Origin of the sequence: Bacillus sp. FSL W8-1202, from assembly GCF_038006165.1 — a bacterium.
Classification (GTDB): domain Bacteria; phylum Bacillota; class Bacilli; order Bacillales; family Bacillaceae; genus Bacillus; species Bacillus subtilis.
The window spans coordinates 170,052-193,903 of sequence record NZ_JBBOUR010000002.1 but is presented as its reverse complement, the minus strand read 5'-3'; the positions used below and the strand labels follow the sequence as shown (position 1 = coordinate 193,903).

General features: G+C 44.0%; 26 protein-coding genes. 3 read left to right on the top strand and 23 right to left on the bottom strand.

Going from position 1 to position 23,852, the window contains the following annotated elements:
- Positions 1–2: 2 nt before the first annotated feature.
- Genes tcyL through snaA form a run of 4 tightly spaced genes read right to left on the bottom strand, consistent with a single transcriptional unit; the run spans position 3 to position 2,929 of the window.
- Positions 3–722, bottom strand: a complete 720-nt coding sequence (gene tcyL, locus NSQ09_RS21030; RefSeq protein ID WP_004399112.1) for a sulfur-containing amino acid ABC transporter permease TcyL — start codon at positions 720–722, stop codon at positions 3–5.
- Between the two features lie 21 nt (positions 723–743).
- A complete protein-coding gene (gene tcyK, locus NSQ09_RS21025; RefSeq protein WP_144452700.1) occupies positions 744–1,556 on the bottom strand; it encodes a sulfur-containing amino acid ABC transporter substrate-binding protein TcyK in 813 nt (270 codons plus the stop codon).
- Between the two features lie 13 nt (positions 1,557–1,569).
- Positions 1,570–2,379 carry a sulfur-containing amino acid ABC transporter substrate-binding protein TcyJ gene (tcyJ, locus tag NSQ09_RS21020; protein WP_015251465.1) on the bottom strand — a complete coding sequence of 270 codons (810 nt, stop codon included), beginning with the start codon at positions 2,377–2,379 and terminating at the stop codon, positions 1,570–1,572.
- A gap of 13 nt (positions 2,380–2,392) precedes the next feature.
- On the bottom strand, positions 2,393–2,929 hold the full coding sequence (gene snaA / locus NSQ09_RS21015) for an N-acetyltransferase SnaA (RefSeq protein WP_015251464.1): 537 nt from the start codon (positions 2,927–2,929) through the stop codon (positions 2,393–2,395).
- Between the two features lie 152 nt (positions 2,930–3,081).
- On the opposite strand from snaA, the gene ytlI reads away from it, so the two are divergent.
- Positions 3,082–4,008, top strand: coding sequence for a LysR family transcriptional regulator YtlI (gene ytlI, locus NSQ09_RS21010; RefSeq protein ID WP_004398915.1), 927 nt, complete (start codon positions 3,082–3,084; stop codon positions 4,006–4,008).
- A 50-nt stretch (positions 4,009–4,058) separates the two neighbouring features.
- Here ytlI and NSQ09_RS21005 read toward each other — a convergent pair whose 3' ends face one another.
- From NSQ09_RS21005 to sppA, 14 genes are all read right to left on the bottom strand, one after another.
- Positions 4,059–4,742 (bottom strand): metal-dependent hydrolase, encoded by a 684-nt coding sequence (locus NSQ09_RS21005; RefSeq protein WP_003245964.1) that lies wholly within the window; start codon positions 4,740–4,742, stop codon positions 4,059–4,061.
- 62 nt (positions 4,743–4,804) lie between these two features.
- Positions 4,805–5,572: an SDR family oxidoreductase gene (locus NSQ09_RS21000; RefSeq protein WP_017695741.1), complete on the bottom strand. Its 768-nt coding sequence runs from the start codon at positions 5,570–5,572 to the stop codon at positions 4,805–4,807.
- Between the two features lie 126 nt (positions 5,573–5,698).
- Entirely contained in the window at positions 5,699–5,833 is a 135-nt protein-coding gene (locus tag NSQ09_RS20995; RefSeq protein ID WP_004399018.1) for a hypothetical protein, read from the bottom strand.
- 61 nt (positions 5,834–5,894) lie between these two features.
- Complete coding sequence (gene argH, locus NSQ09_RS20990) at positions 5,895–7,280, bottom strand: argininosuccinate lyase (RefSeq protein ID WP_017695740.1); 1,386 nt, start codon at positions 7,278–7,280, stop codon at positions 5,895–5,897.
- The gene (locus tag NSQ09_RS20985) at positions 7,277–8,488 is read right to left on the bottom strand and encodes an argininosuccinate synthase (RefSeq protein ID WP_017695739.1); all 1,212 of its coding nucleotides are present in this window, start codon (positions 8,486–8,488) and stop codon (positions 7,277–7,279) included. Before NSQ09_RS20985 ends, argH begins: the two co-directional genes overlap by 4 nt.
- Before the next feature lie 169 nt (positions 8,489–8,657).
- Complete coding sequence (locus NSQ09_RS20980) at positions 8,658–9,170, bottom strand: MogA/MoaB family molybdenum cofactor biosynthesis protein (RefSeq protein ID WP_041333697.1); 513 nt, start codon at positions 9,168–9,170, stop codon at positions 8,658–8,660.
- Positions 9,171–9,254: 84 nt separating this feature from the next.
- Positions 9,255–10,442: an acetate kinase gene (locus NSQ09_RS20975; RefSeq protein ID WP_003223511.1), complete on the bottom strand. Its 1,188-nt coding sequence runs from the start codon at positions 10,440–10,442 to the stop codon at positions 9,255–9,257.
- A 172-nt stretch (positions 10,443–10,614) separates the two neighbouring features.
- Complete coding sequence (locus NSQ09_RS20970) at positions 10,615–10,818, bottom strand: hypothetical protein (RefSeq protein ID WP_121591055.1); 204 nt, start codon at positions 10,816–10,818, stop codon at positions 10,615–10,617.
- A complete protein-coding gene (locus tag NSQ09_RS20965; protein ID WP_041333695.1) occupies positions 10,790–11,779 on the bottom strand; it encodes a class I SAM-dependent methyltransferase in 990 nt (329 codons plus the stop codon). The genes NSQ09_RS20970 and NSQ09_RS20965 overlap by 29 nt, the downstream gene beginning before the upstream one ends.
- A gap of 60 nt (positions 11,780–11,839) precedes the next feature.
- Positions 11,840–12,343, bottom strand: coding sequence for a thiol peroxidase (gene tpx / locus NSQ09_RS20960; protein WP_003223506.1), 504 nt, complete (start codon positions 12,341–12,343; stop codon positions 11,840–11,842).
- A gap of 108 nt (positions 12,344–12,451) precedes the next feature.
- Positions 12,452–12,898, bottom strand: coding sequence for a GerW family sporulation protein (ytfJ, locus tag NSQ09_RS20955; protein WP_041053350.1), 447 nt, complete (start codon positions 12,896–12,898; stop codon positions 12,452–12,454).
- 13 nt (positions 12,899–12,911) lie between these two features.
- Positions 12,912–13,592: a DUF2953 domain-containing protein gene (locus NSQ09_RS20950; protein ID WP_041333691.1), complete on the bottom strand. Its 681-nt coding sequence runs from the start codon at positions 13,590–13,592 to the stop codon at positions 12,912–12,914.
- Positions 13,593–13,666: 74 nt separating this feature from the next.
- On the bottom strand, positions 13,667–14,161 hold the full coding sequence (locus NSQ09_RS20945; protein ID WP_076458259.1) for an RDD family protein: 495 nt from the start codon (positions 14,159–14,161) through the stop codon (positions 13,667–13,669).
- A gap of 12 nt (positions 14,162–14,173) precedes the next feature.
- Positions 14,174–15,181, bottom strand: coding sequence for a signal peptide peptidase SppA (sppA, locus tag NSQ09_RS20940; protein ID WP_017695733.1), 1,008 nt, complete (start codon positions 15,179–15,181; stop codon positions 14,174–14,176).
- 185 nt (positions 15,182–15,366) lie between these two features.
- On the opposite strand from sppA, the gene NSQ09_RS20935 reads away from it, so the two are divergent.
- Positions 15,367–16,170 carry an NAD kinase gene (locus NSQ09_RS20935; protein ID WP_341032614.1) on the top strand — a complete coding sequence of 268 codons (804 nt, stop codon included), beginning with the start codon at positions 15,367–15,369 and terminating at the stop codon, positions 16,168–16,170.
- Between the two features lie 31 nt (positions 16,171–16,201).
- On the opposite strand, the gene NSQ09_RS20930 is transcribed toward NSQ09_RS20935, so the two are convergent.
- From NSQ09_RS20930 to NSQ09_RS20910, 5 genes are all read right to left on the bottom strand, one after another.
- On the bottom strand, positions 16,202–17,791 hold the full coding sequence (locus tag NSQ09_RS20930; RefSeq protein WP_041333685.1) for an amidohydrolase: 1,590 nt from the start codon (positions 17,789–17,791) through the stop codon (positions 16,202–16,204).
- A gap of 19 nt (positions 17,792–17,810) precedes the next feature.
- Complete coding sequence (mbcS, locus tag NSQ09_RS20925) at positions 17,811–19,400, bottom strand: acyl-CoA synthetase MbcS (RefSeq protein ID WP_017695730.1); 1,590 nt, start codon at positions 19,398–19,400, stop codon at positions 17,811–17,813.
- A 177-nt stretch (positions 19,401–19,577) separates the two neighbouring features.
- On the bottom strand, positions 19,578–19,787 hold the full coding sequence (sspA, locus tag NSQ09_RS20920) for an alpha type acid-soluble spore protein SspA (protein ID WP_095843875.1): 210 nt from the start codon (positions 19,785–19,787) through the stop codon (positions 19,578–19,580).
- Between the two features lie 93 nt (positions 19,788–19,880).
- Positions 19,881–21,086 (bottom strand): tRNA uracil 4-sulfurtransferase ThiI, encoded by a 1,206-nt coding sequence (gene thiI, locus NSQ09_RS20915; protein ID WP_017695728.1) that lies wholly within the window; start codon positions 21,084–21,086, stop codon positions 19,881–19,883.
- A gap of 3 nt (positions 21,087–21,089) precedes the next feature.
- Positions 21,090–22,235 (bottom strand): cysteine desulfurase family protein, encoded by a 1,146-nt coding sequence (locus NSQ09_RS20910; RefSeq protein ID WP_021480314.1) that lies wholly within the window; start codon positions 22,233–22,235, stop codon positions 21,090–21,092.
- A 194-nt stretch (positions 22,236–22,429) separates the two neighbouring features.
- On the opposite strand from NSQ09_RS20910, the gene brnQ reads away from it, so the two are divergent.
- Positions 22,430–23,767, top strand: a complete 1,338-nt coding sequence (gene brnQ, locus NSQ09_RS20905; protein WP_017695726.1) for a branched-chain amino acid transport system II carrier protein — start codon at positions 22,430–22,432, stop codon at positions 23,765–23,767.
- The last annotated feature ends 85 nt before the right edge of the window (positions 23,768–23,852 follow it).

The window sequence follows — 23,852 nt, the reverse complement described above, 5'->3', positions numbered from 1 at the left end:
TATCAATGTATGTTCATGTCAAAAACAGTAACAATCCTTGTTTGATTCTTCTTGATTCGTTTTTCTGCCACTCGAAAGAACCATTCGAATAAAACCGCTACAGCATAATAAACAATCGATAGCGCAATGTAAACTTCAAGAGAATGGTTGCTTGAGGTAATCAGTGTTTGGCCCCTTCCGGACATATCCATAACACCTATTGAAAAGGCTAGAGACGTATCTTTTAAAGAACTGATCACCATGTTTCCCATATTCGGAAACGCCTGGACAAGTGCCTGGGGCAGAACGATTCGCCTGAAGGCCTGACTACCGCTTAAGCCAATACTGTACGCCGCTTCCGTTTGGCCTTTATCTACACTGCCCACCCCCGCTCGAATGATTTCTGCGGCTGCCGCTGCATTGCTTAACGCATAGGTTGCGACAGCAGCATAAAACGGGTCCATTTTTGATGTATCAATCCCGATAAGCCCCGTAAGCGCCGGGATTCCGTAAAACACGATGAAAAGCTGCACCATGATAGGCGTTCCCCTGAAAAATGAGATATACACTTTTGCCAATTGATTTACAATTGGAATATTGTAGATGCGGGGCAGTGCCAGAAAGAGTCCTAATACAAAACCGAAAAGCAAGGACAGTGTTAAAATGTATAATGTAACCGGTAAATAAGCGGTTAACGTCGGCACAAAATCTCCAATCATGTTCATATCAAACGCTTTTTCCATCACTGCTCCCTCTCTTTTTACCTAATACTGCTCTTTGGAATAGTCGTCACCAAGCCATTTCAAACTGAGCCTTTTCAACGTTCCGTCATCAATGATTTCCTGTAAGGCTTTATCAATATCGTCACTTAACGTTTGTTCATTTTTGTTAAACATAAAATACACTTTGGCATTTGAAAGCACATTACCGACGGTTTTTTCTTTAATAGTGCTCGTCTTGTTTTGAAAGTCTACTGCAAAAGGCGTTGAGATCGTTGCGTCCGCACGCCCCGATTTCAGCTGATTCGCAGTCTCATTTGCGCCTTGGCCCTCATAGGCAATCTCAAACGGCCGTCCATTATCCTCATTCCATTTTTTCAGTACAAGCGCTCCGTTGGAGGTTGCACTCGTAATCACCCGTTTTCCTTTTAAGTCTTCAATTCTACGGATCGTATCGTTATTTTGAAGCACAGTAATTTTTAAAGGAAAATGGTTGTAAGCAACCTTGTTAAACAGAAATTTTTTCTCACGCTCTTTGCTTTTCTCCATTTGATGTGCCACAATATCGACTTTATGCTGTCCGAGGCTGACAAGCAGGTTGGAAAATTCCATCGTTTTAAATGTGAATTTATAATGTGGCAGGCGCTTATCAAGCTCTTTGATCAGTTCGACATCATAACCGGTTAAATCGCCTTTTTCATCGATAAAGCAAATATTCGGAAATTGGGTTCCAGTTCCGACCGTGATCGTCTGTACCTTCTTTTGCCCGGCTCCCGTCGTTTGACTGCCTGCACCGCAAGCTGACAGAACTGTTATAAGCGAAAATAATATTGCCATGAATGCTGCTTTCGTTTTCATCTCATCGCCCCATTTATTTTTCAAAACTTGATTTTGAATAATCTGCCCCGAGCCATTTTCGGCTTAGTTTTTTTAGCGTTCCGTTTTTCTCCAGCTTTTTAATCGCTTGATCCGTGTCATCCGCCAAGGTTTGGCTGCCTTTATTAAACATAAAGTACACCTCGGTATCTAATAACACGTCACCGACTGTCTTTTGGCGGAAGGCGTGCGTTTTATTCTGAAAATCGACGGCAAACGGTGTAGCTATCGTTGCATCTGCGCGCCCGGTTTCAATTTGATTGGCGGTGTCATTGCTTCCCTGTCCCGCATATTTCAAATGAATCGGGCTGCCGTGCGTTTTGTTGTACTTTGTAATATAATCTGCCGCATTTGACGTGGCGCCAACTATGACTGTTTTTCCGTGCAAGTCTTTTAATGTATGAATCTTGTGATTATCCTCTTTCACCGTGATGTACATCGGCGAGTAGTTATATGGGACTTTATGATACAAAAAACGCTTTTCTCGTTCTTTATTTTTGGCCATATTGTGAGCAATCACATCAATTTTTTTATTTCCGAGACTCGTCAGCAAATTTGAGAAATCCATCGTTTTAAATTCAAATGTATATTGAGGCAACTCCTTATCGATGGCTTTCATCACTTCAATGTCATACCCGGTCAAATCGCCTTTTTCATTTAAAAACGCAATATTCGGAAAATCTGTTCCAGTGCCGACTATGACCGTTTGAGCCTGACGATCTGTTTTGTTATTTGTTTGCGAACATCCCCCGCCAAGTAATGCAAACACTGACAGCAGCAAAACCAATCCTTTACGCTTATTCATAGGCTGCCTCACATCATGCCCAGCTGGGCGCACCTAAAAGCGTTGGGTTAAATCGTTCCGGAATCAGAACCTTGTGCATCATCACACCTATGTCCCCGTCTTTTTCCTGCTCAAAATACACTTCATACCCTCTCCTTCTGTACATGTCAGCAAGCCAAGGATGCTTGCGCGCCGATGTGCCGAGTGTCAGCGCAGGAGCCTTCAGCATATCTCGAAGCACTTTTTCTTCAACATACGTAAGCAGCTTACTTCCGGCGCCTTGCCCTTTATATTCCGGCAGTGTCGCAAACCACCACACAAATGGATATTTTGAAGGAGGCGTCTCACTCTCCCACGGGAACCTGATTGTAATCGTTGAAATCAGCTTCCCATCCCGCTCCAGCACAATCGCTGAATGATGTTCAATATTTTCTGATACCATTTGGATATCAGCTCTCGTGGATGGCCAATCAATATCCAGCTGCCGAATGGGCTGAAATGCGCTGTTAACCAGTTTCAACAGCTCCGATGCATCTTCAACAGTTGCCAGTCGAAAAATATCCTCACTCATTTTTGTCACTCCTCTTCATAAAATATATAATTCCTATTTGTTTACTAAGCTTTTATTGTTTATACTATAAAGCATACTCTGATCTTTGACTAATCAAAAAAAGTAAACCTTCACTTCAGTAATTTTAATGATGAAAAACAGGAGGGAGCACATTGGAGTTACGCTCAATCAAAACGTTTCATACGATTGTAAAATTTGGAAGCTTCTATAAAGCTGCAGAAATACTCAACTACTCGCAGCCGACGATATCGATGCGTATGAAGCAATTGGAGCAGGATTTAGGCGTACTGCTGTTTGAAAGAGGAAAAAGCCTGCAGTTGACAAAAGCAGGGAAGCTTTTTTATGAACGAACAGGAGATCTTTTGATGCAATACGAGGCGCTTAAACACAACCTCTCCGACTTAAAGGAAGAAGAGGCAGGCATTATCAACATAGGGGTTTCAGAGCCAACCGCCAGTCTGATATTCCCCGAGATTTTAAAGGATTTCTTAATGGATTACCCAAAGATAACGGTTAATATCAAGGTTGATGACGCCAATACCTGCAGTCAAAAGCTCTTAGACGGGACGATTGATTTTGCAGTCTGCGGCGAGCCGGAGCTGATTCTTGAAAATTACTACCATCCATTTTTTTATGACACATTAAATGTGATTGTATCTGATCAACATCCGCTCGCTGAGAAGAAGGCTGTCCATTTGTCTGATTTAGCAGAAGAGCGCTTCATATTTACGCCCGCCAATTGCCCCATTCGCTTACAAATTGAACAGCATTTACATAGAGAACTCGGGAATCGCTACAAAAAAATGGAGCTCACAAGCAGCATGTCACATGAATATTACGTACGTGAAAACATCGGAATTTCAATCTTTACCAGCACCGCACATTCTAAACCGTTCAACGGCACTAAAGTCATTCCAATTCTGAACCTGGATATCACCCCGCCCATAGGGCTGTTGACAAATCAAAAAGAAGTTCATTTTGACCGCGCCACGAAGGACTTGATCGCCCGGATAACCAAACGTTTTCAGCAGCGCAGCAAAGAATTGGAAGGAACCTCTGATAAGACCATTACAGGATAACTGAAAAAATAAAAACCACCTCCTGATTCATCAGGAGATGGTTTCACCGCTTAAAGCTCGATCGTCTCACCGACCGACATGACTTTGCCGACTCCGCCCGGCAGGCTGTCAGCGAATGCTTCTGGGTCTTGTTCGATGACCGGGAATGTATTGTAATGCACCGGCACGACCTGTTTTGCGCGCAGCCATTCAGCGGCAAGCTTGGCGTCTTCAGGCCCCATCGTAAAGTTATCGCCAATCGGAAGGAAAGCAAGGTCGATATGATTCAATTCGCCAATGAGTTTCATATCAGAGAAAAGAGCCGTATCGCCCGCGTGGAATATCGTTTTATCTTCTACAGTCAGCAAAATACCGGCAGGCATGCCTGTGTAAGTGATCGTTTTGTTTTCTTCATCTGTGATGGCTGATCCATGAAAGGCCTGTGTGAGCTTCACTTTTCCAAAATCGAACTGGCGGGAGCCGCCAATATGCATTGGATGAACATTCAAGCCTTTCCAGCCTAAGTACACAGCGAGCTCGTTCGGGGCTATAACCAGCGCGTTATTTTGCTTGGCGATTTGTTCAGTATCACCGACATGGTCATTGTGTCCGTGCGTTAGCAAGATGACATCCGCTTTTACATCCTCCGGCTTTATATCCGTTAATGAATTCCCTGTTAAAAACGGATCAAAAATAATATGATGGTCCTTCGTTTCCACTGTGATTACAGAATGTCCGTGATATGTCACTTTCATTTCTTTCACCTCGTCACATGATTTTGATTTTTTTATTTTCCCTTTTTAAAAAGCTGAAAAACTTATGTTATTTGATTCTTGTTAATGACATTGAGGCCTCCGGTGGCTTCAATGACTGTCCCTGTCACAAGGTCTGAGTTCTCCTCACACAAGAAAGCGATAATCCGGGCGATATCCTCGCCAGTACCGGATCTTCCTATCGGCGTTTTTTCTTTGCCGATTCGCATTCTGGCTTCCTCTATCGATGCTTCTTTCATGTCGCCGACAATGTCTCCCGGGCAAACCATGTTGGCGGTTATGCCGAATTCGGCTTCTTCAATGGCGATTGTCTTCGTCAAAGAAGCCAAGCCCACTTTCGCAGCGCCAAATGCCGATCGGTGAAGCCAGCCGGGCGCGTGAGCCGCACCTTGGAATCCGTACGTAATGATGCGTCCAAATTGCTGTTTTCTCATAATAGGAATAACCGCTTTGAATAAATGAAAGACGGCGCTTAAATTTCCTTCCAGCATGCCATACCATTCATCATCAGTATAATCGGCTAACTTTTTACGTTCAAATATGTATGGTCCCGCGTTGTTAATCAAAAAGTCGATCCTTCCGAAGCGGTTTAAGGCAGCCTCTGCAATACGCAGCAGATCTTCTTTTTTGGTGACATCACCTTTTACAAATTGCAGCCGGTCAAGACAATCGGGACAGGCTTCCTTCAGGCGGCTGACTGCCTCCTCATCCTGTCTGTAATTGACTGTTACTGAATACCCCTTTGCAAGCAACGTTTCAGTCACTTTGCGGCCTAAACCCTTCGAACCGGCAGTAATTAAAGCATGTCGCACATGAATACCTCCCAAAGCAACGTCGCCGCTTTCAATAAAGTGTTTCTTCTTCTACTTTACTATAAAAGGCTTGCAATATCACTTTTTACACTTTGGCATACAAAAAAAGCTGCCTGTACAGACAGCTTATTCTGCAGGAGATGAAGACTCCTGATCAGGCATATCGACATAACCGCTTTGATATGCTTCTGAAATGAGCCTTGTTGTCTCCTGGCTTTCTTGTTCATCATAAATATAGCGTTCCGGTTCTTTTTTCATCATTCTGCCTCCCATCATTATAGAGGTAGGTTGGCTATAATGACGGGATACTATGAAGGAAATTTTAACAAACTCCAGCTGCCACGCAAGCTTTCGCTTTTTCAAGCGCCTGCTTTACCTGTTTAAATCCGGTGCCCCCGGCGCTCATTCTTTTTTCAACTGCGTAGTAAGGGTCTAACACAGTGTAAATATCTTCTTCGAATAGTGTGCTCGCCTGCTGAAACTCGCCAAACGGCATATCGCTTAAATAGATCCCTCTTTCGATGCATGTGTACACAAGTTTCCCGACCACTTCATGCGCTTCTCTGAACGGCATTCCTTTTTTAGCTAAATAATCGGCCAGTTCCGTCGCATTTGAAAAGTCTTGTTTTGTCGCTTGCTTCATGACGTCTTTGTTTACAGTCATTGTTTGGATCATGCCTGTGAAGATTTGCAGGCTGCCTTCCACCGTTTTTACCGTGTCAAACATGCCCTCTTTGTCTTCCTGCAGATCTTTGTTGTAAGCGAGCGGAAGTCCTTTCATGATCGTAAACAGACCCATCATATCGCCGTATACGCGTCCTGTTTTGCCGCGGATCAGCTCTGCCATATCAGGGTTTTTCTTTTGCGGCATCATGCTGCTTCCTGTTGCGTACGTATCGTCAAGCTCGATGAATTTAAACTCCTGCGAGCACCATAAAATGATTTCTTCAGAGAAACGGGATAGGTGCATCATCAGCATACTGCTGTTGCTTAAAAACTCCAAAATGAAGTCTCTGTCGCTGACGCCGTCCAAGCTGTTTTCATAAATGGCATCAAAGCCGAGCAGTTCCGCTGAATAATCACGGTCGATTGGGAAGGTTGTTCCCGCGAGCGCCCCGCAGCCGAGCGGAGATTTGTTAATCCGCTTCATCGAATCCTGAAAACGCTCCTTGTCGCGTTCAAGCATCCAGAAATACGCAAGCAGATGGTGAGCGAATGAAATCGGCTGGGCGCGCTGCAGATGTGTGTAGCCCGGCAGAATCGTTTCAACGTTCGCTTCCGCCTTTTCAATGAGCGCACTTTGGAATGCCTCAATCAGCTCGATGATGTGGCCGACATGATTCTTCAAGTATAAATGCATGTCAGTCGCCACCTGGTCATTCCGGCTTCTGCCGGTATGCAGCTTGCCGCCAAGAGGACCGATTTCGTCAATGAGCATTTTCTCAATGTTCAAATGAATATCCTCATAATCGACTGAGAATTCCAATGCTCCCTCCTCTGCTTTTTGCAAAAGGGTATTCAGGCCCTCTCGGATTTTCAACTCTTCTTCTGCTGTCAGAATACCGCATTTTTTCAGCATGGCAGCATGTGCGAGAGACCCTGTAATGTCTTCAGCAACTAAATTTTGGTCAAATGATATGGACGCGCCGAACTCGTCGACCCATTTTTCCGGTGTTTTTTGAAATCGGCCTCCCCAGAGCTTCTTCATGCTTTAATCTGCTCCTTCTTTTTCACGATGCTGTTCACTTTTGTCGGAAGTCCCCAAAGCTCGATAAATCCAATTGCTGCATGGTGATCAAATGCATCGTCTTTTGTATATGTTGCAAGTTTTTCATCATATAGAGAGTATTCTGATTTACGTCCTTCTACAATTGCATGGCCTTTAAACAGCTTCACGCGGACAATGCCTGTGACATGCTTTTGCGTTTCTTTTAAGAAAGCGTGCAGCGCATCTTTTAACGGTGAGAACCATAAGCCGTTGTAAATGATTTCTGACATTTTTTGCTCGATGATCGGTTTAAAGTGGGCTACCTCTTTCACCAGTGTCAAATCTTCTAATTCTTTATGCGCTTTGATCAGTGTCATCGCACCAGGGCATTCGTATACTTCCCGGGATTTAATGCCGACGAGGCGGTTTTCCACGTGGTCGATACGTCCGACACCGTGCGCGCCCGCCAATTCATTCAGCTTCAAGATCAGCTCAGAAAGCGAGTAGGAAACACCATCAATGGAGACAGGCACGCCTTGTTCAAATGCAATTTCAATCACTTCCGGCGTGTCCGGCGTTTTTTCCAGCGGAGCTGTTAAATCGTATGCACCTTCTGGCGGCGCCGCCCATGGATCTTCTAAAATGCCGCACTCATTGGCGCGTCCCCAGAGGTTTTGGTCGATAGAATACGGGCTGTCAAGATTGATCGGAATCGGAATGCCGCGGCTAGCCGCATATTCAATTTCTTCTTCACGTGACCACTGCCATTCGCGAACCGGCGCGATGACTTCAAGGTCAGGGTTTAATGATTTAATGGAGACTTCGAAACGAACCTGGTCATTTCCTTTCCCTGTGCATCCGTGGGCAATCGCCTGTGCATCTTCTTTTTCCGCTATTTCAACCAGCTTTTTCGCGATCAGCGGCCGAGATAATGCCGAAACGAGCGGGTATTTTCCTTCATACATCGTGTGGGCCTGCAAAGAAATAAGCGCGTAATCCTGTGCAAATTCTTCTTTTGCATCGATCACGTAGGAGTTTGTCGCGCCGACTTCAAGCGCTTTCTGCTGAACAAATGCCAAATCTTTGCCCTCACCGACATCCAGGCAGCAGGCGATTACATTATATCCTTGCTCCTGAAGCCATTTTATTGCGACGGAAGTATCAAGACCCCCTGAGTATGCTAATACGACTTTTTTCTGTTCTGACATGATAAAAATCCCCTCTCAACCGTGTTTCTATTTTGTATAAAAATAAATTATATTTAATAAAAATACATTTTGTATGTATACACTTTAACAAGTACGTTTCGTTTTTTCAAGCCTTTTATAAAAAAAACTTCACCTAAATTTCAGGTGAAGTTTCGTAGTATTTATTCATTTACTTGTCTTTTCTGATTTCTCTGACCACATGTGCAAGTTCGGGAATAATCAGCTTATTCATTGCCAGCTTTACCGCGCCGCTTGAGCCTGGCGTTGAGAAAACAGCGGTATGCTGAATGACGCCGGCAGTTGCTCTCGACATGATTGCGGCAGAGCCGATATCCTCTGTATAACTCAGCATCCTGAATATTTCTCCAAAGCCGGGCAGTTCTTTCGAAAACAGCGGCGTTATGGCTTCAATTGTGACATCCCGATCTGCTATGCCTGTCCCTCCGTTTAAGAGTACCGCGTCTGTCTGTTCATCCATGCAGCCCGCAAGCACTGACCGTTGCAAAGCATCCTTTTCGTCTTTTACAATTTCATATGCGGCAATATGATGACCGGCTTCTTCTAAAAATGAGATCATCAGCTTACCGCTTTTATCGGTTTCCTCTGTCCTCGTGTCACTGACAGTAATCACTTTGCACCGAACGATATCGGGAGCTTCTTGTCTATGCTCTTGAACGCTCATTGGCCCACCTCTTTTATGTTTTCTGTCTGTCACTATCATGCATCAACAAAAAAGCACATTCAAGAGAATGTGCTTTCATGCTATTTATTTTGCTAAACGAACAACGTCGCGCGCAATCATGACTTCTTCATCAGTCGGAATGATCATGACTTTTACTGGAGAATGCGGATAGCTGATGAAAGCTTCCTCGCCGCGCACGTTATTAAGCGCAGGATCCCAGTATACGCCCATGAATTCTAAACCGCGAAGAACGCGTTCTCTGACTTCCACACTGTTTTCACCGATACCGGCAGTAAAGATGATCGCATCTACACCGCTCATTCTTGCAGCGTAAGAACCGATGTATTTGTGGATTCTGCTTGCGAATACTTCAAGAGCTGTTTCCGCGCGCTCATTTCCTTCTTTCGTTGCTTCAACGATGTCACGAAGATCGCTTGAGAAACCGGAAATGCCGAGCAGTCCGCTTTTTTTGTTTAATGTATTCAGTACTTCGTCAGCCGTTTGGCCTGTTTTCTCCATGATGTATGGGATCAGGGCAGGGTCGATGTTTCCAGAGCGTGTGCCCATTGCTACACCGGCAAGCGGCGTAAAGCCCATGGATGTGTCAATAGATTTTCCGCCTTCAACAGCGGCAATACTTGCTCCGTTTCCAAGGTGGCAGGAAATCAGGCGCAAGTCTTTTAACGGACGGCCGAGAAGCTCTGCCGCACGCTCAGTTACATATTTATGTGAAGTGCCGTGGAAGCCGTATTTACGGATGCCGAATTTTTCATAGTATTCATACGGCAAGCTGTAAAGGTAAGACTGCTCAGGCATTGTTTGGTGGAATGCTGTATCAAATACAGCTACCGCAGGAACATTTGGAAGCACTTCTTTGAACGCTTTAATTCCAACGATATTTGCCGGATTGTGAAGCGGTGCCAATTCAGAAATATCTTCGATTTCCTTAATGGTTTCATCCGTTAATAAAACAGAATCGCTGAATTTTTCTCCGCCGTGAACGACACGATGGCCAATTCCGTCAATTTCATTCAAGTCTTTAATAATGCCGAATTCCGTTAACTTATTCAGCAGCATTTTAACAGCTACCGCATGATCTGGAATATCAGTTACTTCTGTATTTTTTTCGCCGTTCACAGAAATTGTGAATACGCTGTCGGCGATACCGATTCGTTCAACTAAACCCTTCGTTAAAACGGTTTCTGAAGGCATTTCGAAAAGCTGAAATTTCAAAGACGAGCTTCCTGCGTTAATTGCAATAATTTTGGACATGATTGACGCTCCTTTATACTCTGTATCAACAACTTCGTTTTTCGTACTTTTTTCCCGGTGAATATCAACATCTTCTCCGAAAAATATCTGACTTTTCCATTTAAACATTGTCATGTCGGCTTTTCAAGTCAACTCGCGTATTGATAACGCTTACAATAAGAAGTCGTTATTTTCAGACACATTCCCTATAGGTTTTGTATTGATGAACGCTTACAATTTGCGGTTTTTCCCTCTGTATTTTGTGTTCCAAAGCTGGATTCAATTCGTCAAGTCCGGTCTTCAAAAGCATAAATAAAAGCAGCTTAGGCATCGACCTCATACGGCTGCCTAAGCTGCTTTTAAAACACTTACTTTTCTTTTTTAAACCATTCATCAAATTGAGCCATCATATCAAGCATCGCCTTTTGATTGGAGAAAGACGGAAGATTCGCAAGCAGAATTTGCCCCGGCGCTTTCGTATTCTCTCCTTGTTTCTGAAGCACAAGGATGCTTTTGGCATGAGCTTCGTCTTTAAAAATAGATTTTGGCAGCTGCAACAGTGCGTTGATATGAACCTTGTCTTTGAAAAACTGTTTCAGCTTGCCGCTTTGGGAGCTCTCAAACAAATGATTCGGAATCATAAAAAATAAGTAGCCGCCCGGTTTGGTATGCTTGACGCTCTGTTCAATAAACAGATGATGAGCGAAGGAATGGCCTTCGTCAGCTTTGAGCTCAAACGCTTCTGCTCCTTCGTCATTCGGATAATAGCCGACGGGCAGATCACAAATGACCGTGTCAACTGGATCGATAAACAACGGCTCAAGGCTGTCCTGGTGGAAAAGCTCAAGCTCTTTTTTCAGAAGGTTCGCTTGGGCATAGGCGATCTTCAAGAGCACATCATCAATTTCAATGCCAAAGCTGTTTGCCGTTTTTTCAGACAGCTGGTTCAGCACGGTAAACAGAAGGTTCCCAGTTCCCAAGGCTGGATCAAGAATGGTCAGTTCCTTTTTGTCCGCCATAAACTTATTCACCAAATAGCTGATCAAAAGCCCGATCGTATCCGGCGTCATTTGTCTGTTTGGATGGGAGATATCTTTCATTCCTTTAAGAACGGCAAGCTGAAAAGCCTTGCGTACCCACTCAGGCTCATACGAACCGAATTCCGCTTTTTCAAGCAGAGCCTGAAGTTGTTTGGTTTTCTGATCAACAGGCAGTTTCAGCTGATCCGTTTTTTCAAGAAAATACATTTCTCCTGCTTCGGCCAGCGCCTCTATATATGAAATCTGCAATTCATTCTTTATCATAATCGCGGCTTCGTTTAACAGCTCATACACCGCACCTACATGGTCTTTTTGCATATTGTGTTCCTCCTTGCCATGAAAAAAGCTCCGGCGGCAGCCTGGAGCTTTTTTCCCTGCTTACTTCACTAATGCCTTAGCAGCCTCAATTGGCTTTTCATAGTTCGGGTGGTTTGTTGCTTCGCTTACATATTCAGCGTAAACGACTTTTCCGTTCTCATCAAGGACAAATACGGAACGAGCAAGCAGACGAAGTTCTTTAATATACACACCGAACGCTTCGCCAAATGACATATCTCTGTGGTCAGACAGTGTTTCCACTTTGTCAATTCCGTTAGCGCCGCACCAGCGCGCTTGCGCGAATGGAAGGTCTGCACTGATTGTGTAGACGTTGACATCTCCAAGCTTTGCAGCTTCTTCGTTAAAACGGCGTGTTTGTGCATCACAAACACCTGTATCAATTGAAGGGATAACAGAAATAATCGTTACCTTTCCTTTCATGTCAGCTAACGATTTTTCTTCAAGGCTGTTAGTCAGCACTGTGAAATCAGGAGCTTGATCTCCTACCTTCACTTCTTGTCCGACAAGTGTAACCGGACCGCCTTTGAATGTAATTTCAGCCATTATAATTCCTCCCTTTTGTATGTATGTCTCTATCATAGTAAAGTTTCCTGCAAACTGCAAAGTTTATGCCAAAAAAAAGTTAACTGCGGCCAGCGCAGTTAACCTTTTTTAATAATTCATATTGTTCATTTGGTTTTGATTTTGGCCCTGACCTTGGTTTTTGTTATTTTTCTTGAACATTTGCTGGATGCGCTCGAGTGTTTGAGGGGCTGCGTCTAAAATTTTCTCTATTAAATGGGTATTTTCATCTAAATGAATCATTCTGATGCCTGTCGATCCGACAATTAAAAACGCGATCGGCGTAATGGACACACCGCCCCCGCTTCCGCCTCCGAAAGGAAGTTTCTGTTCTCTTGTCTCATCGTCTTTTTCGGCCGGCTTTCCGCCAAACTCGCTTCCGCCTGCGGCGAATCCGAATCCAACTTTAGAAACAGTTAAAATCACACTTCCATCAGGCGTTTCTACTGGATCTCCGATGATGGTGTTAACATCAATCATTTCCTTCAAGTTTTCCATTGCGGTTTTCATTAAACCTTGGATGGGATGGTCTGCCATATACGTTTCCTCCTTAAACTGATGAATCATTCTTTGAAGTCATTCTAGCCGACGGATTCTTCTTTAATACGGATAGCTCCCGTCCGTATTTGACGAACTTGAAAGCTGCAAGCATAGCATGTCCAAAGCGAAAAAAGAATATACACTGAAAATGGGTCTTGGAAACAGGGACTTGAAACGACGAGATCACCTCATAGACAGGTTTATTCACAAAGTCCAGGTGGTCGTAGAGCATTGCTGCGATACCGCCCTTCACACCCCATACAGCACCTGTTAACACACCTGTCACTGCCGCGTCCTGAATTCCGATTACTGTAACCCATTCTAGTTTTGTGATATGTAAATGCGCGAGAAAAGACGCGCTGATTTTCCGTAGTCTGGTGACCTGATGCAAAAGCATTTCGATTTTATTAATGCTTTGCTGCACATCGTTTTGTGTAATTTTTTTCTTTCGGCTGCTTTTTTTCATTTTGGATTCAGTTTTTTGTTTGATATCCACGGTTCCGTCTTCTTTGTTCACCTTAATCACCGGGATTGTTTTTTTGATCCTTATAAGGCCAAACAGCGCCGTAATCTTCAAGGTCAATTTGTCATTATCAGCGGCATGAAGATACTCCAGCGCGACATGGATTTTCATTCTGAGAAGCAGTACGATCCCTATGAGAATAAGAATGGCTATCAGTACATACACCATATTCTTCACTTCCTCTAGGAGCATTATCGCCAATTCCTAAAAAAATAAACCCGGACGGTGGTCCGGGTTATCGGTTATTTGCGGTATAATTTTTCATGCACCACGGTGGTATCCGCGATGTAATCATGAATCCCTTGTTTTGTAGGTGAAAAAGCAATGACGATATATAAAATCCAAATCTTATCAATATACCGTCCAACCACTTCACGAAAAATGACTGTACTCCATGTCAGCTTGCAATCTTGCTTCACAGAAACCACTTTGAGGCCGAACACCATTTTACCAAGCGTCTGCCTGAAGTATTTTGTCATTAGTGCGAAATAGGCAAGATACACAATAAGCGTTGTCACACTGTAGGCCGAGAAGGTAAACATGCCGGATGTTTTCGGCAGATCCAATACGGTAAAGAGGGGAGAAACGAGCAAATGGTTTAATCCCCATATCACGAGCCAATCAAGCAGGAAAGCCCAGAAACGAACCCAAAAGCCAGCATAGGCATGTGTCAGCAGCTCCGCTTCTTGCGGGCCTTTGATGTCATTGCGCTCTAACTCTTCATATGTCGCGTCCATTATTGTTCCCTCCTACTTCGCATAGAGATACATCATTCTCGGCGAACCGTATTGCGATAGAATTTCTCTCATATTCAAAAAATCAATTTCACTTTTAAACATTTTGTTCGCGCCCATGGAAAACAGTGAACCTAATCCGAAGCTTTCCTCATAAGAAATGACAGAGGCGTTTTTCAAATCCTTGTGATCCTTTTTCATGGCCGTAACGGTATCGTCATAAAAACCAAGCTCATCAACGAGGTTCAGTTTTTTCGCCTGCCGTCCGTCATACACGCGGCCGTCCGCAATTTTCTTTACCTCTGCTTTCGGCATGCCGCGCCCTTTTGAAATGACATCAACAAAGCCTTCATACGAATTATCAACCATCGATTGCATGATGTTTTTTTCTTCTTTCGTCATCTCACGGGAAGGAGACATAATGTCCTTATGGGCCCCACTCTTAATCGTTTCAAAAGAAATGCCAAGCTTATCGGCAAGCTTTGAATAATTGACGCTTTCCATAATGACGCCGAGTGACCCTGTCAGGGTTTCCGGTGTCGCAAAAATCTTATCAGCCGCTGTAGAGATGTAATAGCCTCCGGATGCTGCCATCGAACCCATTGACACGTAAATCGGTTTTTTCGTTTCTTTCTTGATTTCTTCCAGTTTCTTATGTATTTCAGCACTTTCATACACTCCGCCACCCGGAGAATTCACCTTCAGAACGATACCTTTGACCGTCTTGTCATCTTTTGCGCGCTCAAGGTTTTTTAAGAACATTCTGTGGTTATATCCGTCTGCACCAAGCAGACTGCTTGAGTCCCCATTATCCTGAATGGTGCCGCTGACCTCTAATACGGCAATTTTACTTGAGAGACTGCCGTTTTCCAGCGTTTTTTCCTGCGATTCATCCGTCAGTGATGTGAGATCCGTTTGAGCGCCTTTGACGCTTTCAAAGAAACTCATAGAGATGCTGACGATAATAGACACGCCGAAAATCCCCAGAGCAATCACTAATGCAATCCATCTTTTTGCATTCATTTTTTCTCCTCCTTTTTCCTAAACTCTCTCATTATACGATTCACTATGAAAAATGTTTCACTTCATGAGAAAGCTCCGGCTTAACGGGCTGCCGGCAAACGTGGTACACTTATGGCCAAAGGTATTTTATCACAAATACTGGATGGCAGAAAAACTTAAATATGACAGCAAAGGGGAAATGGGATATGACCGATCAACGCCATAATGTTTATTTTTTTCACAAACAGGATCAGGAAACGAACGAACAAGCCCGCTCGTTAACACAATTGGCGGAAGAGCATGGATTTACCGTTGTAAACCAGCACTCAGACGCCAATATTATCGCTAGCATTGGCGGGGACGGCACATTTTTGCAGGCAGTCAGAAAGACGAATTTTCGTGACGACTGCTTGTACGTCGGCATTACCAAAAAGGGGAAAGCTCATTTATATTGCGACTTTCATAGTGATGAGCGAGAAAAAATGGTCGATGCAATGACGTTTGAACAAATTGAAGTGAGAAAATACCCGCTGATTGAAGTGACAGTGGATCAAGCCAGTCCTTTTCACTGCTTAAACGAGGTATCCATCCGTTCAAGCATCATCAAAACCTTTGTGATGGACGTGCTGATTGACGATCTGCACTTTGAAACGTTTAGAGGTGACGGAATGATTATCTCAACGCCTACAGGGAGCACCGCCTATAACAAGTCTGTTGCAGGAGCGGTTGTTGATCCATTGCTTCCATGCATGCAGGTATCAGAGCTTGCATCCCTTAACAATAACACCTACCGGACACTCGGCTCGCCATTTGTCCTCAGCTCTGACCGAAAGCTGACCCTTCGTGTGGTGCAAGACGGAAATGAGCACCCAATTATCGGCTTGGACAATGAAGCACTCAGCACGAGAAATGTGAAAACGATTGAAATTAAACTGTCTGACAAAAAAATCAAAACGGTCAAACTAAAGGACAATTCATTTTGGGAGAAAGTGAAGCGTACTTTTTTATAGAAAATAAAAGGACAGGCTGCTGCCTGTCCTTTTATGATTTCTCATATACAATCTGGCCGTTAATCACGGTTTTTTTAATATCTAAAAGATGAAGCTGTGCGGGGTCAATGGCAAACGGATCACCACTGAGAACTGTAAAATCCGCGTCATAGCCTTCCGCAATTTTCCCGCGTGACTTCTCTTTATAAATGATACCGGCGCTACCTTCTGTATAAAGCTTTATCGCTTCATGTACAGGTAAACATTCACTTTCATTATAGCTTGGCCCGTTTTGCTCATGACTGCTTTTCCGGAGGACCGCGGACTGGATCCCTAGAAGCGGGTCAACAGGCTCAATCGGGGCGTCTGAACCGCCCGCGCATAAAATGCCTTTAGATATGAGGGTTTTCCAGGCAAATGCAGTCTTCATCCGGTCTTTTCCGAGACGGTCAATGACCCACGGAAAGTCGCTTGCAACGAAATGCGGCTGAAGATCAAGTGCGATCGGCATGCGTGCTGCTCTCTCGATTAATTCGTTATCAAGCACTTGGGCATGAATAAGCCGGTCATGCCGGCCGTTTTTGGGCGGATGCTTTTCAATTGCGTTCAGCACTTTTTCAAAAGCAAGATCTCCGATTGCATGAACAGCAACCTCCATCCCTTTTTCTCTCGCTTTGCGAATGAGCCGGCCAAGGGTTTCGTCATCGTGAACCTGAACACCATTTGTTGATGGATCATCCTGATATGGTTCTTTCAACAAAGCCGTTCTCCCGCCAAGCGCCCCGTCCGCAAAGATTTTCATCGCACCAAACTCCACATACGGGCCGGACGGTTTCTCCAGCTGCTCCCATCGATCGACCGCTTCATGATGAACGAGCAAATGGCAGCGGAACGGATACTTTCCGCCAGCGACAGCTTTCTCATAAGCTTTCATCGGCACCGAAACATCACCATAATAGGACAAGTCTTCCGAATGACCGCCCGTCAGGCCTTTTGTCCAGCAATCCTTTATTGCAGCCGTTAATGCCTCATCAACATAGTGCTGTGAGACTGGCGGGACAGCGTTCAGAATCAAATCCTGCGCCTTATCAAACAGGAGTCCGGTCGGCTCGCCATTTGCATCTTTTACGATGACTCCGCCGTCAGGATCAGGAGTATTTCTTGAAATTCCCGCTGCTTGAAGAGCCGCAGAATTGACAGCTATTGCATGCCGGCATATACGCTTGAGCAAGACAGGCCTGTCAGGAAACAGGCGATCAAGATCATGCTTAGTCAAGTAGTCAGGTGTCTCAAACTGATTTTCATTCCAGCCCTCTCCAATGAGCCAATCGTTTTTAGGAAGCTGCCGCTCTCTTTCCTTCGCAGCCTGTAAAATTGAATCTTTCGACGTCAGTGCGGACAGATCGAGCTGAAGCTGTTTCTCACCGTGGCCGATCAAATGTAGATGGCTGTCAACAAAACCGGGGAACATCACTGCACCGTTCAGGCTGATTTCTTCTGTTTCCGGCGACCCGTACTTTTCCTTCAAACGTTCATAGCTGCCGGTGCCTTTTATGACACCATCCTCCACATAAACTGCCTCAGTCCGATCGCCTTCTTCGAGCATCGTATAAATGAAACCGCCGTGCCATATCGCCTTCATTCACGTTCACTCTCTTTCTTTACGCCTTTTTATTGGCTTTGAGCTGTTCTTCACGTTTTCTTAATTCCACTCGTCTGATTTTTGCAGAAGCCGTTTTCGGCAGGCTTTCCACAAATTCAATTTCTCTAGGATATTTGTATGGAGCGGTAATCGTCTTCACATGGTTTTGCAGCATTTTGACAAGCTCATCACTGCGTTTTTCATGATTTTGCAGGACAACATATGCCTTTACAATGGAGCCTCTGATTTCATCAGGGCTCGCGACAACAGCACATTCTTTTACTTCTGGGTGCTTAACAAGCGCGTCTTCCACCTCGAAAGGCCCGATCGTATAGCCGGAGCTGATAATAATATCGTCATTTCGGCTTTCAAACCAGAAGTAACCTTCCTCATCTTTTCTTGCTCTGTCTCCCGTTAGGAAATAATCGCCGCGAATTTGTGTTTTCATTCTTTCCGGATCTTTAAAATACTCTTTAAAGAGCGCAGGCGTACTGAGGTGAACAGCGATATCGCCAACCTCACCAGGTTTGCAGATTTCACCGTCTTCATTTATGATCTCCACCTGATTTCCCGGTGTCGGTTTTCCCATGCTTCCCGGTTTAATAGGCGTATCTTTCAAAACACCAACCAAAAGCGTGCTTTCTGTTTGGCCATATCCGTCCCGTACCTTAATGCCAAAGTGCTTTTGGAAAACATCAATGACTTCTCGATTGAGCGGCTCACCTGCGGAAACAGCGCTGTGCAGGGCAGAAAGATCAAAGCGGTCCAAGCCTTCAACCTTCGCCATTAAGCGGTATTCTGTCGGCGTGCAGCAGAAAACATTGATTTTGTAGCGATTTAAAAGCTCTAGATATTTTTCTGCTTTGAATCTGCCGTGGTACACAAAACCGGTTGCTCCGCTGCCAAGCACCGCTAAAAACGGACTCCATACCCACTTTTGCCAGCCAGGGGCAGCAGTTGCCCAGACGATATCCTTTTCAGAAATATCAAGCCAAGCGCCGGCAGATGTTTTTAAATGAGCAAATGCCCATCCATGTGTATGTACAACACCTTTCGGCTGACCTGTTGTCCCGGATGTATAAGATAAGAAAGCCATATCATCTCTTGTTGTGTCAGCTGTTTTAAATTGGCTTCCGTCCGCTTCAATTGATAAGAGGTTTTTCCAGCCGGCATCATTTTCACCAATAGACAGTGTAATCAGTTTGTCAGCCGTACTGACATCCCGGAAAGCGCCAATAAATTCGGAGTAGACGATAGCGCCTTTTACCTCTGCATGTTCAATCCGGTATTCAAGATCTTTCGCGCGAAGCATTTCGGAGCACGGAATGACAACCATTCCTGATTTCAGGATAGCCAAATAAACAGCATAGGCTTCAAGCACCCGCGGTACCATTACAATCAGCTTGTCTCCCTTTTTAAATCCAAGATCAGCTAAGGCCGCTCCGATTTTATTTGTTTCTTCCATCAGCTTTTCATACGACCAAGATTCTTGCTTGCCCGACTCGTCCTCCCACAGAAGAGCGGTTTTTTGTCCAGCAGCACTGAACTTTTCCATTTCATTCACTAAATTATATTGCACAGGGGCAATTAAATCTTCACGTTTTAACACGAACAACTCCTCACTTTCTCCACCCATTATACATAAATACAGGCTCTTTCCGTAAGAATATGCCTAAAAGCAACCTCTGTAAACATAGATTTTATAGGCCGCTGGTCCTTTTTTATATGTAAAAAATGAAAAAGAGTGGGGATACCCCACTCCTAAGCCATTATGTGAAATTGTAAATTAGAATTGTCCTCCGCCCATTTGCTGCTGAGCGAAAGATACTAAACGTTTTGTGATTTCTCCTCCGACAGAACCGTTAGCGCGAGAAGTTGTGTCTGCTCCAAGGTTTACACCGAATTCAGAAGCGATTTCTAATTTCATTTGGTCGATCGCTTGAGCAGCTCCTGGTACTAAAAGGTTGTTGCTGTTACCTGAGTTATTGTTAGCCATGTGTCTCACCTCCTTGTGAGTATAGAATGTGTCAAAACACATGGCTTCATTCAGAAAAACTTTGGTAATTGTATACAGGAGCTGAAAATTGATTTAAAAGAGTTCAGCGAATTTATCGTTAGCTTCTTGTTCGCTATACAGGGTCATTGTCTCAATGTTATCTACCGCTTCTTGAATATACGGCTCGAAATCAACAAAGCTTTCAAAGTGTTCAATTTTCTCTTTTTTAGGGCGTGTTTTCGGGCTTGGCGGTGTAAAGATCGTGCAACAGTCTTCAAACGGCTGAATGCTTGTCTCATATGTGCCAATTTCCCGTGATTTTTCGATGATTTCTGTTTTGTCCATGGCGATTAGCGGACGCAAAATCGGTGTTGACGTCACCGCATTAATTGCATACATGCTTTCAAGCGTTTGGCTCGCTACCTGACCGAGGCTTTCTCCCGTAATAATGGCAAGCCCGTTTCTCTTTTCTCTGATTCTGTCGGCGATCTGAAGCATGAGGCGGCGGGTTGCCGTCATTGTGTAATTTTCAGGAATTTGTTTTTGGATGAGCTCTTGCGTTTTTGTAAATGGAACAATATGAAGTGTCATGCTTCCCCCAAAACGGGACAGACATTTCGCCAGATCCATTACCTTTTGCTTTGCGCGCTCGCTCGTGTATGGCGGGCTGAAGAAATGAACAGCTTCTACCGACAGTCCCCGTTTCATCGCATAAAAACCGGCCACAGGGCTGTCAAAACCGCCAGAAAGCATCAGCATCGCTTTTCCTGCTGAACCAACTGGCAGCCCGCCTGCACCTTTTTCATCACGAATTGTCAAAAATGTTGCTTCTTCCCTGATTTCGATTCTGAGCGGGATGTCTGGGTTGCGAACATCGACCGTCAATCCTTCTGTATTTCGCAAAATATGGCCGCCGATTTCAGCGTTCACCTGGTTTGTATCTAATTCAAATTGTTTATACGCTCTCTTTGTCGCGACTTTAAACGTATCACCTGGTTTATACTGATCTTTGATAGCCTTTAGTGCGGTTGCCTTAATATCATCAAGGCGGCTGTCACATTTAATTGCCAGGCTGAAGCTTTGAATCCCAAACACTTGCTTTAAATGAGGAAAAAGAGCCTCAGGATCCTCTCCATTTAATGTAATCGTCATACGATCCCTGTTGGAAAAGTATTTTAAATTCGGATAGTCTTTCAAAACGAGTCTGATGTTTTGTTTTAAGCGCTCAATAAAGCTTTTTCTGTTTTTGCCTTTGGTCGAAATTTCCCCAAAACGAATTAATATATGATCGTAATTCATGTTCTACCTCATCATTTTCCTTAATTTTTTGATGCCAGGACGAAGCGCGTTCATAAACGGTTCTGCCACATCGCTTGTCTGGCTGTAATTTAAACTGATTCTGATGCTGCTTCCGGCAATCTGCTCACCTTTGCCCATCTCTAAGAGAACCTTGCTGGGTTTATGTTCTTTTGCCGAGCAAGCCGATGTTGTGGAGACGAAAATATCCTGTTCCTCAAGCATGTGTAAAAGCACTTCCGCTTTAATCCCCGGTACAGAGAAATTAATAATGTGCGGCGCGCTATTCATTTGAGGCGTGTTGATAACGACGCCCTCAATTTCACTCAGCCTTTTCATAAACAATTCCTTTGCGGCAGTCATCGTGTCAAGCCGTGTGTCAAAATCAGCAGAGGCAAGATTAATGGCCTTGGCAAGCGAAACCGCACCAGCAGTATGTTCTGTTCCGGCCCGTATGCCTTTTTGCTGAGAGCCTCCCGTTATGAGCGGAATAAGGCGTGTTCCTTCTTTTACAATAAGTGCGCCTGTCCCCTTTAGGCCGTGAAATTTATGCCCGGAAATTGAACATAGATCAATGCCGGCTTTTTCAATTGCCAAGGGCACTTTATAGATGCCCTGCACATAATCGACGTGAAACAAAATGTTCGGGTGCTTCTTCAGCACTTCCCCTGCCGCTTCAATCGGCTGCACGGAACCGACTTCATTGTTCACATGCATCATGCTGACAAGCACGGTATCGGGACGGATGGCTGCTTTTAGATCTTCAATAGAAACAAATCCGTCTTCATTCACAGAAAGATAAGTGATATCAAACCCGAACAATTCTTTCAGCTGTTCTAACGATTCCGTAACGGATGGATGTTCAATAGAAGTGGCAATGATATGTTTGCCTGTTTTTATCTTTGACAAAGCCGCTCCTTTTAAAGCCGCATTATTGGCTTCTGTGGCGCCTGACGTAAATACAATATCATATTTTTTTAGGCCTAAGGACCTTTTGATTTGATTTTTGGCTGCTTGAAGCAGCTGTTCCGTTTCGGCTCCATATCGGTGCAAAGATGAAGGATTGCCAAAGTATCGGCTGCTTGTCTGTTCATATACGTTCAAGACTTCATCGTAAGGCTTCGTCGTTGAACTATTATCTAAATATATCATCTTTTTTACTCCTTTATGAAAGCGGTACAAGGTATGATATTTATGTTACCATAACAAAATTTAATAGAAAATTACGAAAAACTAGTATTGACTTCTAATTTTTTTACCATATAATAAGATTTGTTCGTTTCGTCATATTATCTGACAATTAATTGACAGAATATTTTAACATAATTATTAGGAGGATTTTTTTCATGAAACACTCACTGCCTGTCAAAGATACCATTATTATTGGTTTCATGCTATTTGCGTTATTCTTTGGAGCAGGAAATATGATTTATCCGCCGGAACTTGGACAAGCAGCCGGACACAACGTCTGGAAGGCCATCGGCGGATTTTTACTGACAGGGGTAGGCCTGCCGCTTCTCGGCATTATCGCCATCGCATTAACCGGTAAGGACGCTAAAGGCCTTGCTGACAAAGCGCACCCTGTTTTCGGCACAATCTTTACTGTGGTGCTTTATTTATCAATCGGACCATTATTCGCCATCCCGAGAACAGGAACTGTTTCATATGAAATTGGCGCTGTTCCGTTTTTGACTGGCGTACCAGAAAGACTTTCTTTATTAATATTTACACTTATCTTTTTCGGCGTTACGTACTATTTAGCGTTAAACCCATCCAAGGTTGTCGATCGAGTCGGAAAAATTCTGACTCCCATCAAATTCACAATTATTTTAATCATTGTTCTCAAAGCCATCTTCACGCCGATGGGCGGATTGGGCGCCGTGACAGAAGCATATAAAGGAACACCGGTTTTTAAAGGATTTTTAGAAGGCTATAAAACAATGGACGCACTTGCTTCAATTGTATTTGGCGTTGTCGTTGTAAATGCTGTAAAAAGCAAAGGCGTTACACAGTCTAAAGCTCTTGCTGCAGCATGCATTAAAGCAGGTGTGATTGCCGCTTTAGGGCTGACTTTCATTTATGTATCCCTTGCTTATTTAGGTGCAACAAGCACAAATGCCATCGGTCCTGTTGGTGAAGGAGCTAAAATTTTATCTGCGTCTTCCCATTATTTATTCGGTTCATTAGGCAACATCGTACTCGGAGCAGCGATTACAGTCGCATGTTTAACAACAAGCATCGGCCTTGTCACATCTTGCGGCCAATATTTTTCAAAACTTATTCCGGCATTATCATATAAAATTGTCGTTACGATTGTCACGTTATTCAGCTTGATCATTGCGAATTTCGGACTCGCGCAAATTATCGCGTTTTCTGTTCCTATTTTATCAGCTATCTATCCGCTTGCCATTGTCATTATCGTTCTTTCCTTCATCGATAAGATCTTTAAAGAAAGACGCGAAGTGTACATCGCATGCTTGATCGGTACAGGACTTTTCAGTATTTTAGACGGTATCAAAGCAGCCGGTTTTTCACTTGGATCTTTAGATGCGTTTCTAAATGCGAATCTTCCTCTTTACAGCCTCGGCATCGGCTGGGTGCTTCCAGGAATCGTCGGAGCGGTTATCGGCTATGTGCTGACCTTATTCATCGGACCATCCAAACAGCTTAATGAAATAAGTTAATGTCACAAAACGCCTGCGTTATTGCGCAGGCGTTTTGTAATGAAAAAAAGAGCCTGCTCATTACACTGCGGGCTCTTTTTCATGG

Excerpts from the sequence above, each read along its gene's own strand:
- tcyL (WP_004399112.1), bottom strand. The coding sequence starts at position 722 with ATGGAAAAAGCGTTTGATATGAACATGATTGGAGATTTTGTGCCGACG.
- tcyK (WP_144452700.1), bottom strand. The coding sequence starts at position 1,556 with ATGAAAACGAAAGCAGCATTCATGGCAATATTATTTTCGCTTATAACA.
- tcyJ (WP_015251465.1), bottom strand. The coding sequence starts at position 2,379 with ATGAATAAGCGTAAAGGATTGGTTTTGCTGCTGTCAGTGTTTGCATTA.
- snaA (WP_015251464.1), bottom strand. The coding sequence starts at position 2,929 with ATGAGTGAGGATATTTTTCGACTGGCAACTGTTGAAGATGCATCGGAG.
- NSQ09_RS21005 (WP_003245964.1), bottom strand. The coding sequence starts at position 4,742 with ATGAAAGTGACATATCACGGACATTCTGTAATCACAGTGGAAACGAAG.
- NSQ09_RS20995 (WP_004399018.1), bottom strand. The coding sequence starts at position 5,833 with ATGATGAAAAAAGAACCGGAACGCTATATTTATGATGAACAAGAAAGC.
- argH (WP_017695740.1), bottom strand. The coding sequence starts at position 7,280 with ATGAAGAAGCTCTGGGGAGGCCGATTTCAAAAAACACCGGAAAAATGG.
- NSQ09_RS20985 (WP_017695739.1), bottom strand. The coding sequence starts at position 8,488 with ATGTCAGAACAGAAAAAAGTCGTATTAGCATACTCAGGGGGTCTTGAT.
- NSQ09_RS20980 (WP_041333697.1), bottom strand. The coding sequence starts at position 9,170 with ATGAGCGTTCAAGAGCATAGACAAGAAGCTCCCGATATCGTTCGGTGC.
- NSQ09_RS20975 (WP_003223511.1), bottom strand. The coding sequence starts at position 10,442 with ATGTCCAAAATTATTGCAATTAACGCAGGAAGCTCGTCTTTGAAATTT.
- NSQ09_RS20965 (WP_041333695.1), bottom strand. The coding sequence starts at position 11,779 with ATGCAAAAAGACCATGTAGGTGCGGTGTATGAGCTGTTAAACGAAGCC.
- tpx (WP_003223506.1), bottom strand. The coding sequence starts at position 12,343 with ATGGCTGAAATTACATTCAAAGGCGGTCCGGTTACACTTGTCGGACAA.
- ytfJ (WP_041053350.1), bottom strand. The coding sequence starts at position 12,898 with ATGGCAGACCATCCCATCCAAGGTTTAATGAAAACCGCAATGGAAAAC.
- NSQ09_RS20950 (WP_041333691.1), bottom strand. The coding sequence starts at position 13,592 with ATGGTGTATGTACTGATAGCCATTCTTATTCTCATAGGGATCGTACTG.
- NSQ09_RS20945 (WP_076458259.1), bottom strand. The coding sequence starts at position 14,161 with ATGGACGCGACATATGAAGAGTTAGAGCGCAATGACATCAAAGGCCCG.
- sppA (WP_017695733.1), bottom strand. The coding sequence starts at position 15,181 with ATGAATGCAAAAAGATGGATTGCATTAGTGATTGCTCTGGGGATTTTC.
- NSQ09_RS20935 (WP_341032614.1), top strand. The coding sequence starts at position 15,367 with ATGACCGATCAACGCCATAATGTTTATTTTTTTCACAAACAGGATCAG.
- NSQ09_RS20930 (WP_041333685.1), bottom strand. The coding sequence starts at position 17,791 with ATGAAGGCGATATGGCACGGCGGTTTCATTTATACGATGCTCGAAGAA.
- sspA (WP_095843875.1), bottom strand. The coding sequence starts at position 19,787 with ATGGCTAACAATAACTCAGGTAACAGCAACAACCTTTTAGTACCAGGA.
- thiI (WP_017695728.1), bottom strand. The coding sequence starts at position 21,086 with ATGAATTACGATCATATATTAATTCGTTTTGGGGAAATTTCGACCAAA.
- NSQ09_RS20910 (WP_021480314.1), bottom strand. The coding sequence starts at position 22,235 with ATGATATATTTAGATAATAGTTCAACGACGAAGCCTTACGATGAAGTC.
- brnQ (WP_017695726.1), top strand. The coding sequence starts at position 22,430 with ATGAAACACTCACTGCCTGTCAAAGATACCATTATTATTGGTTTCATG.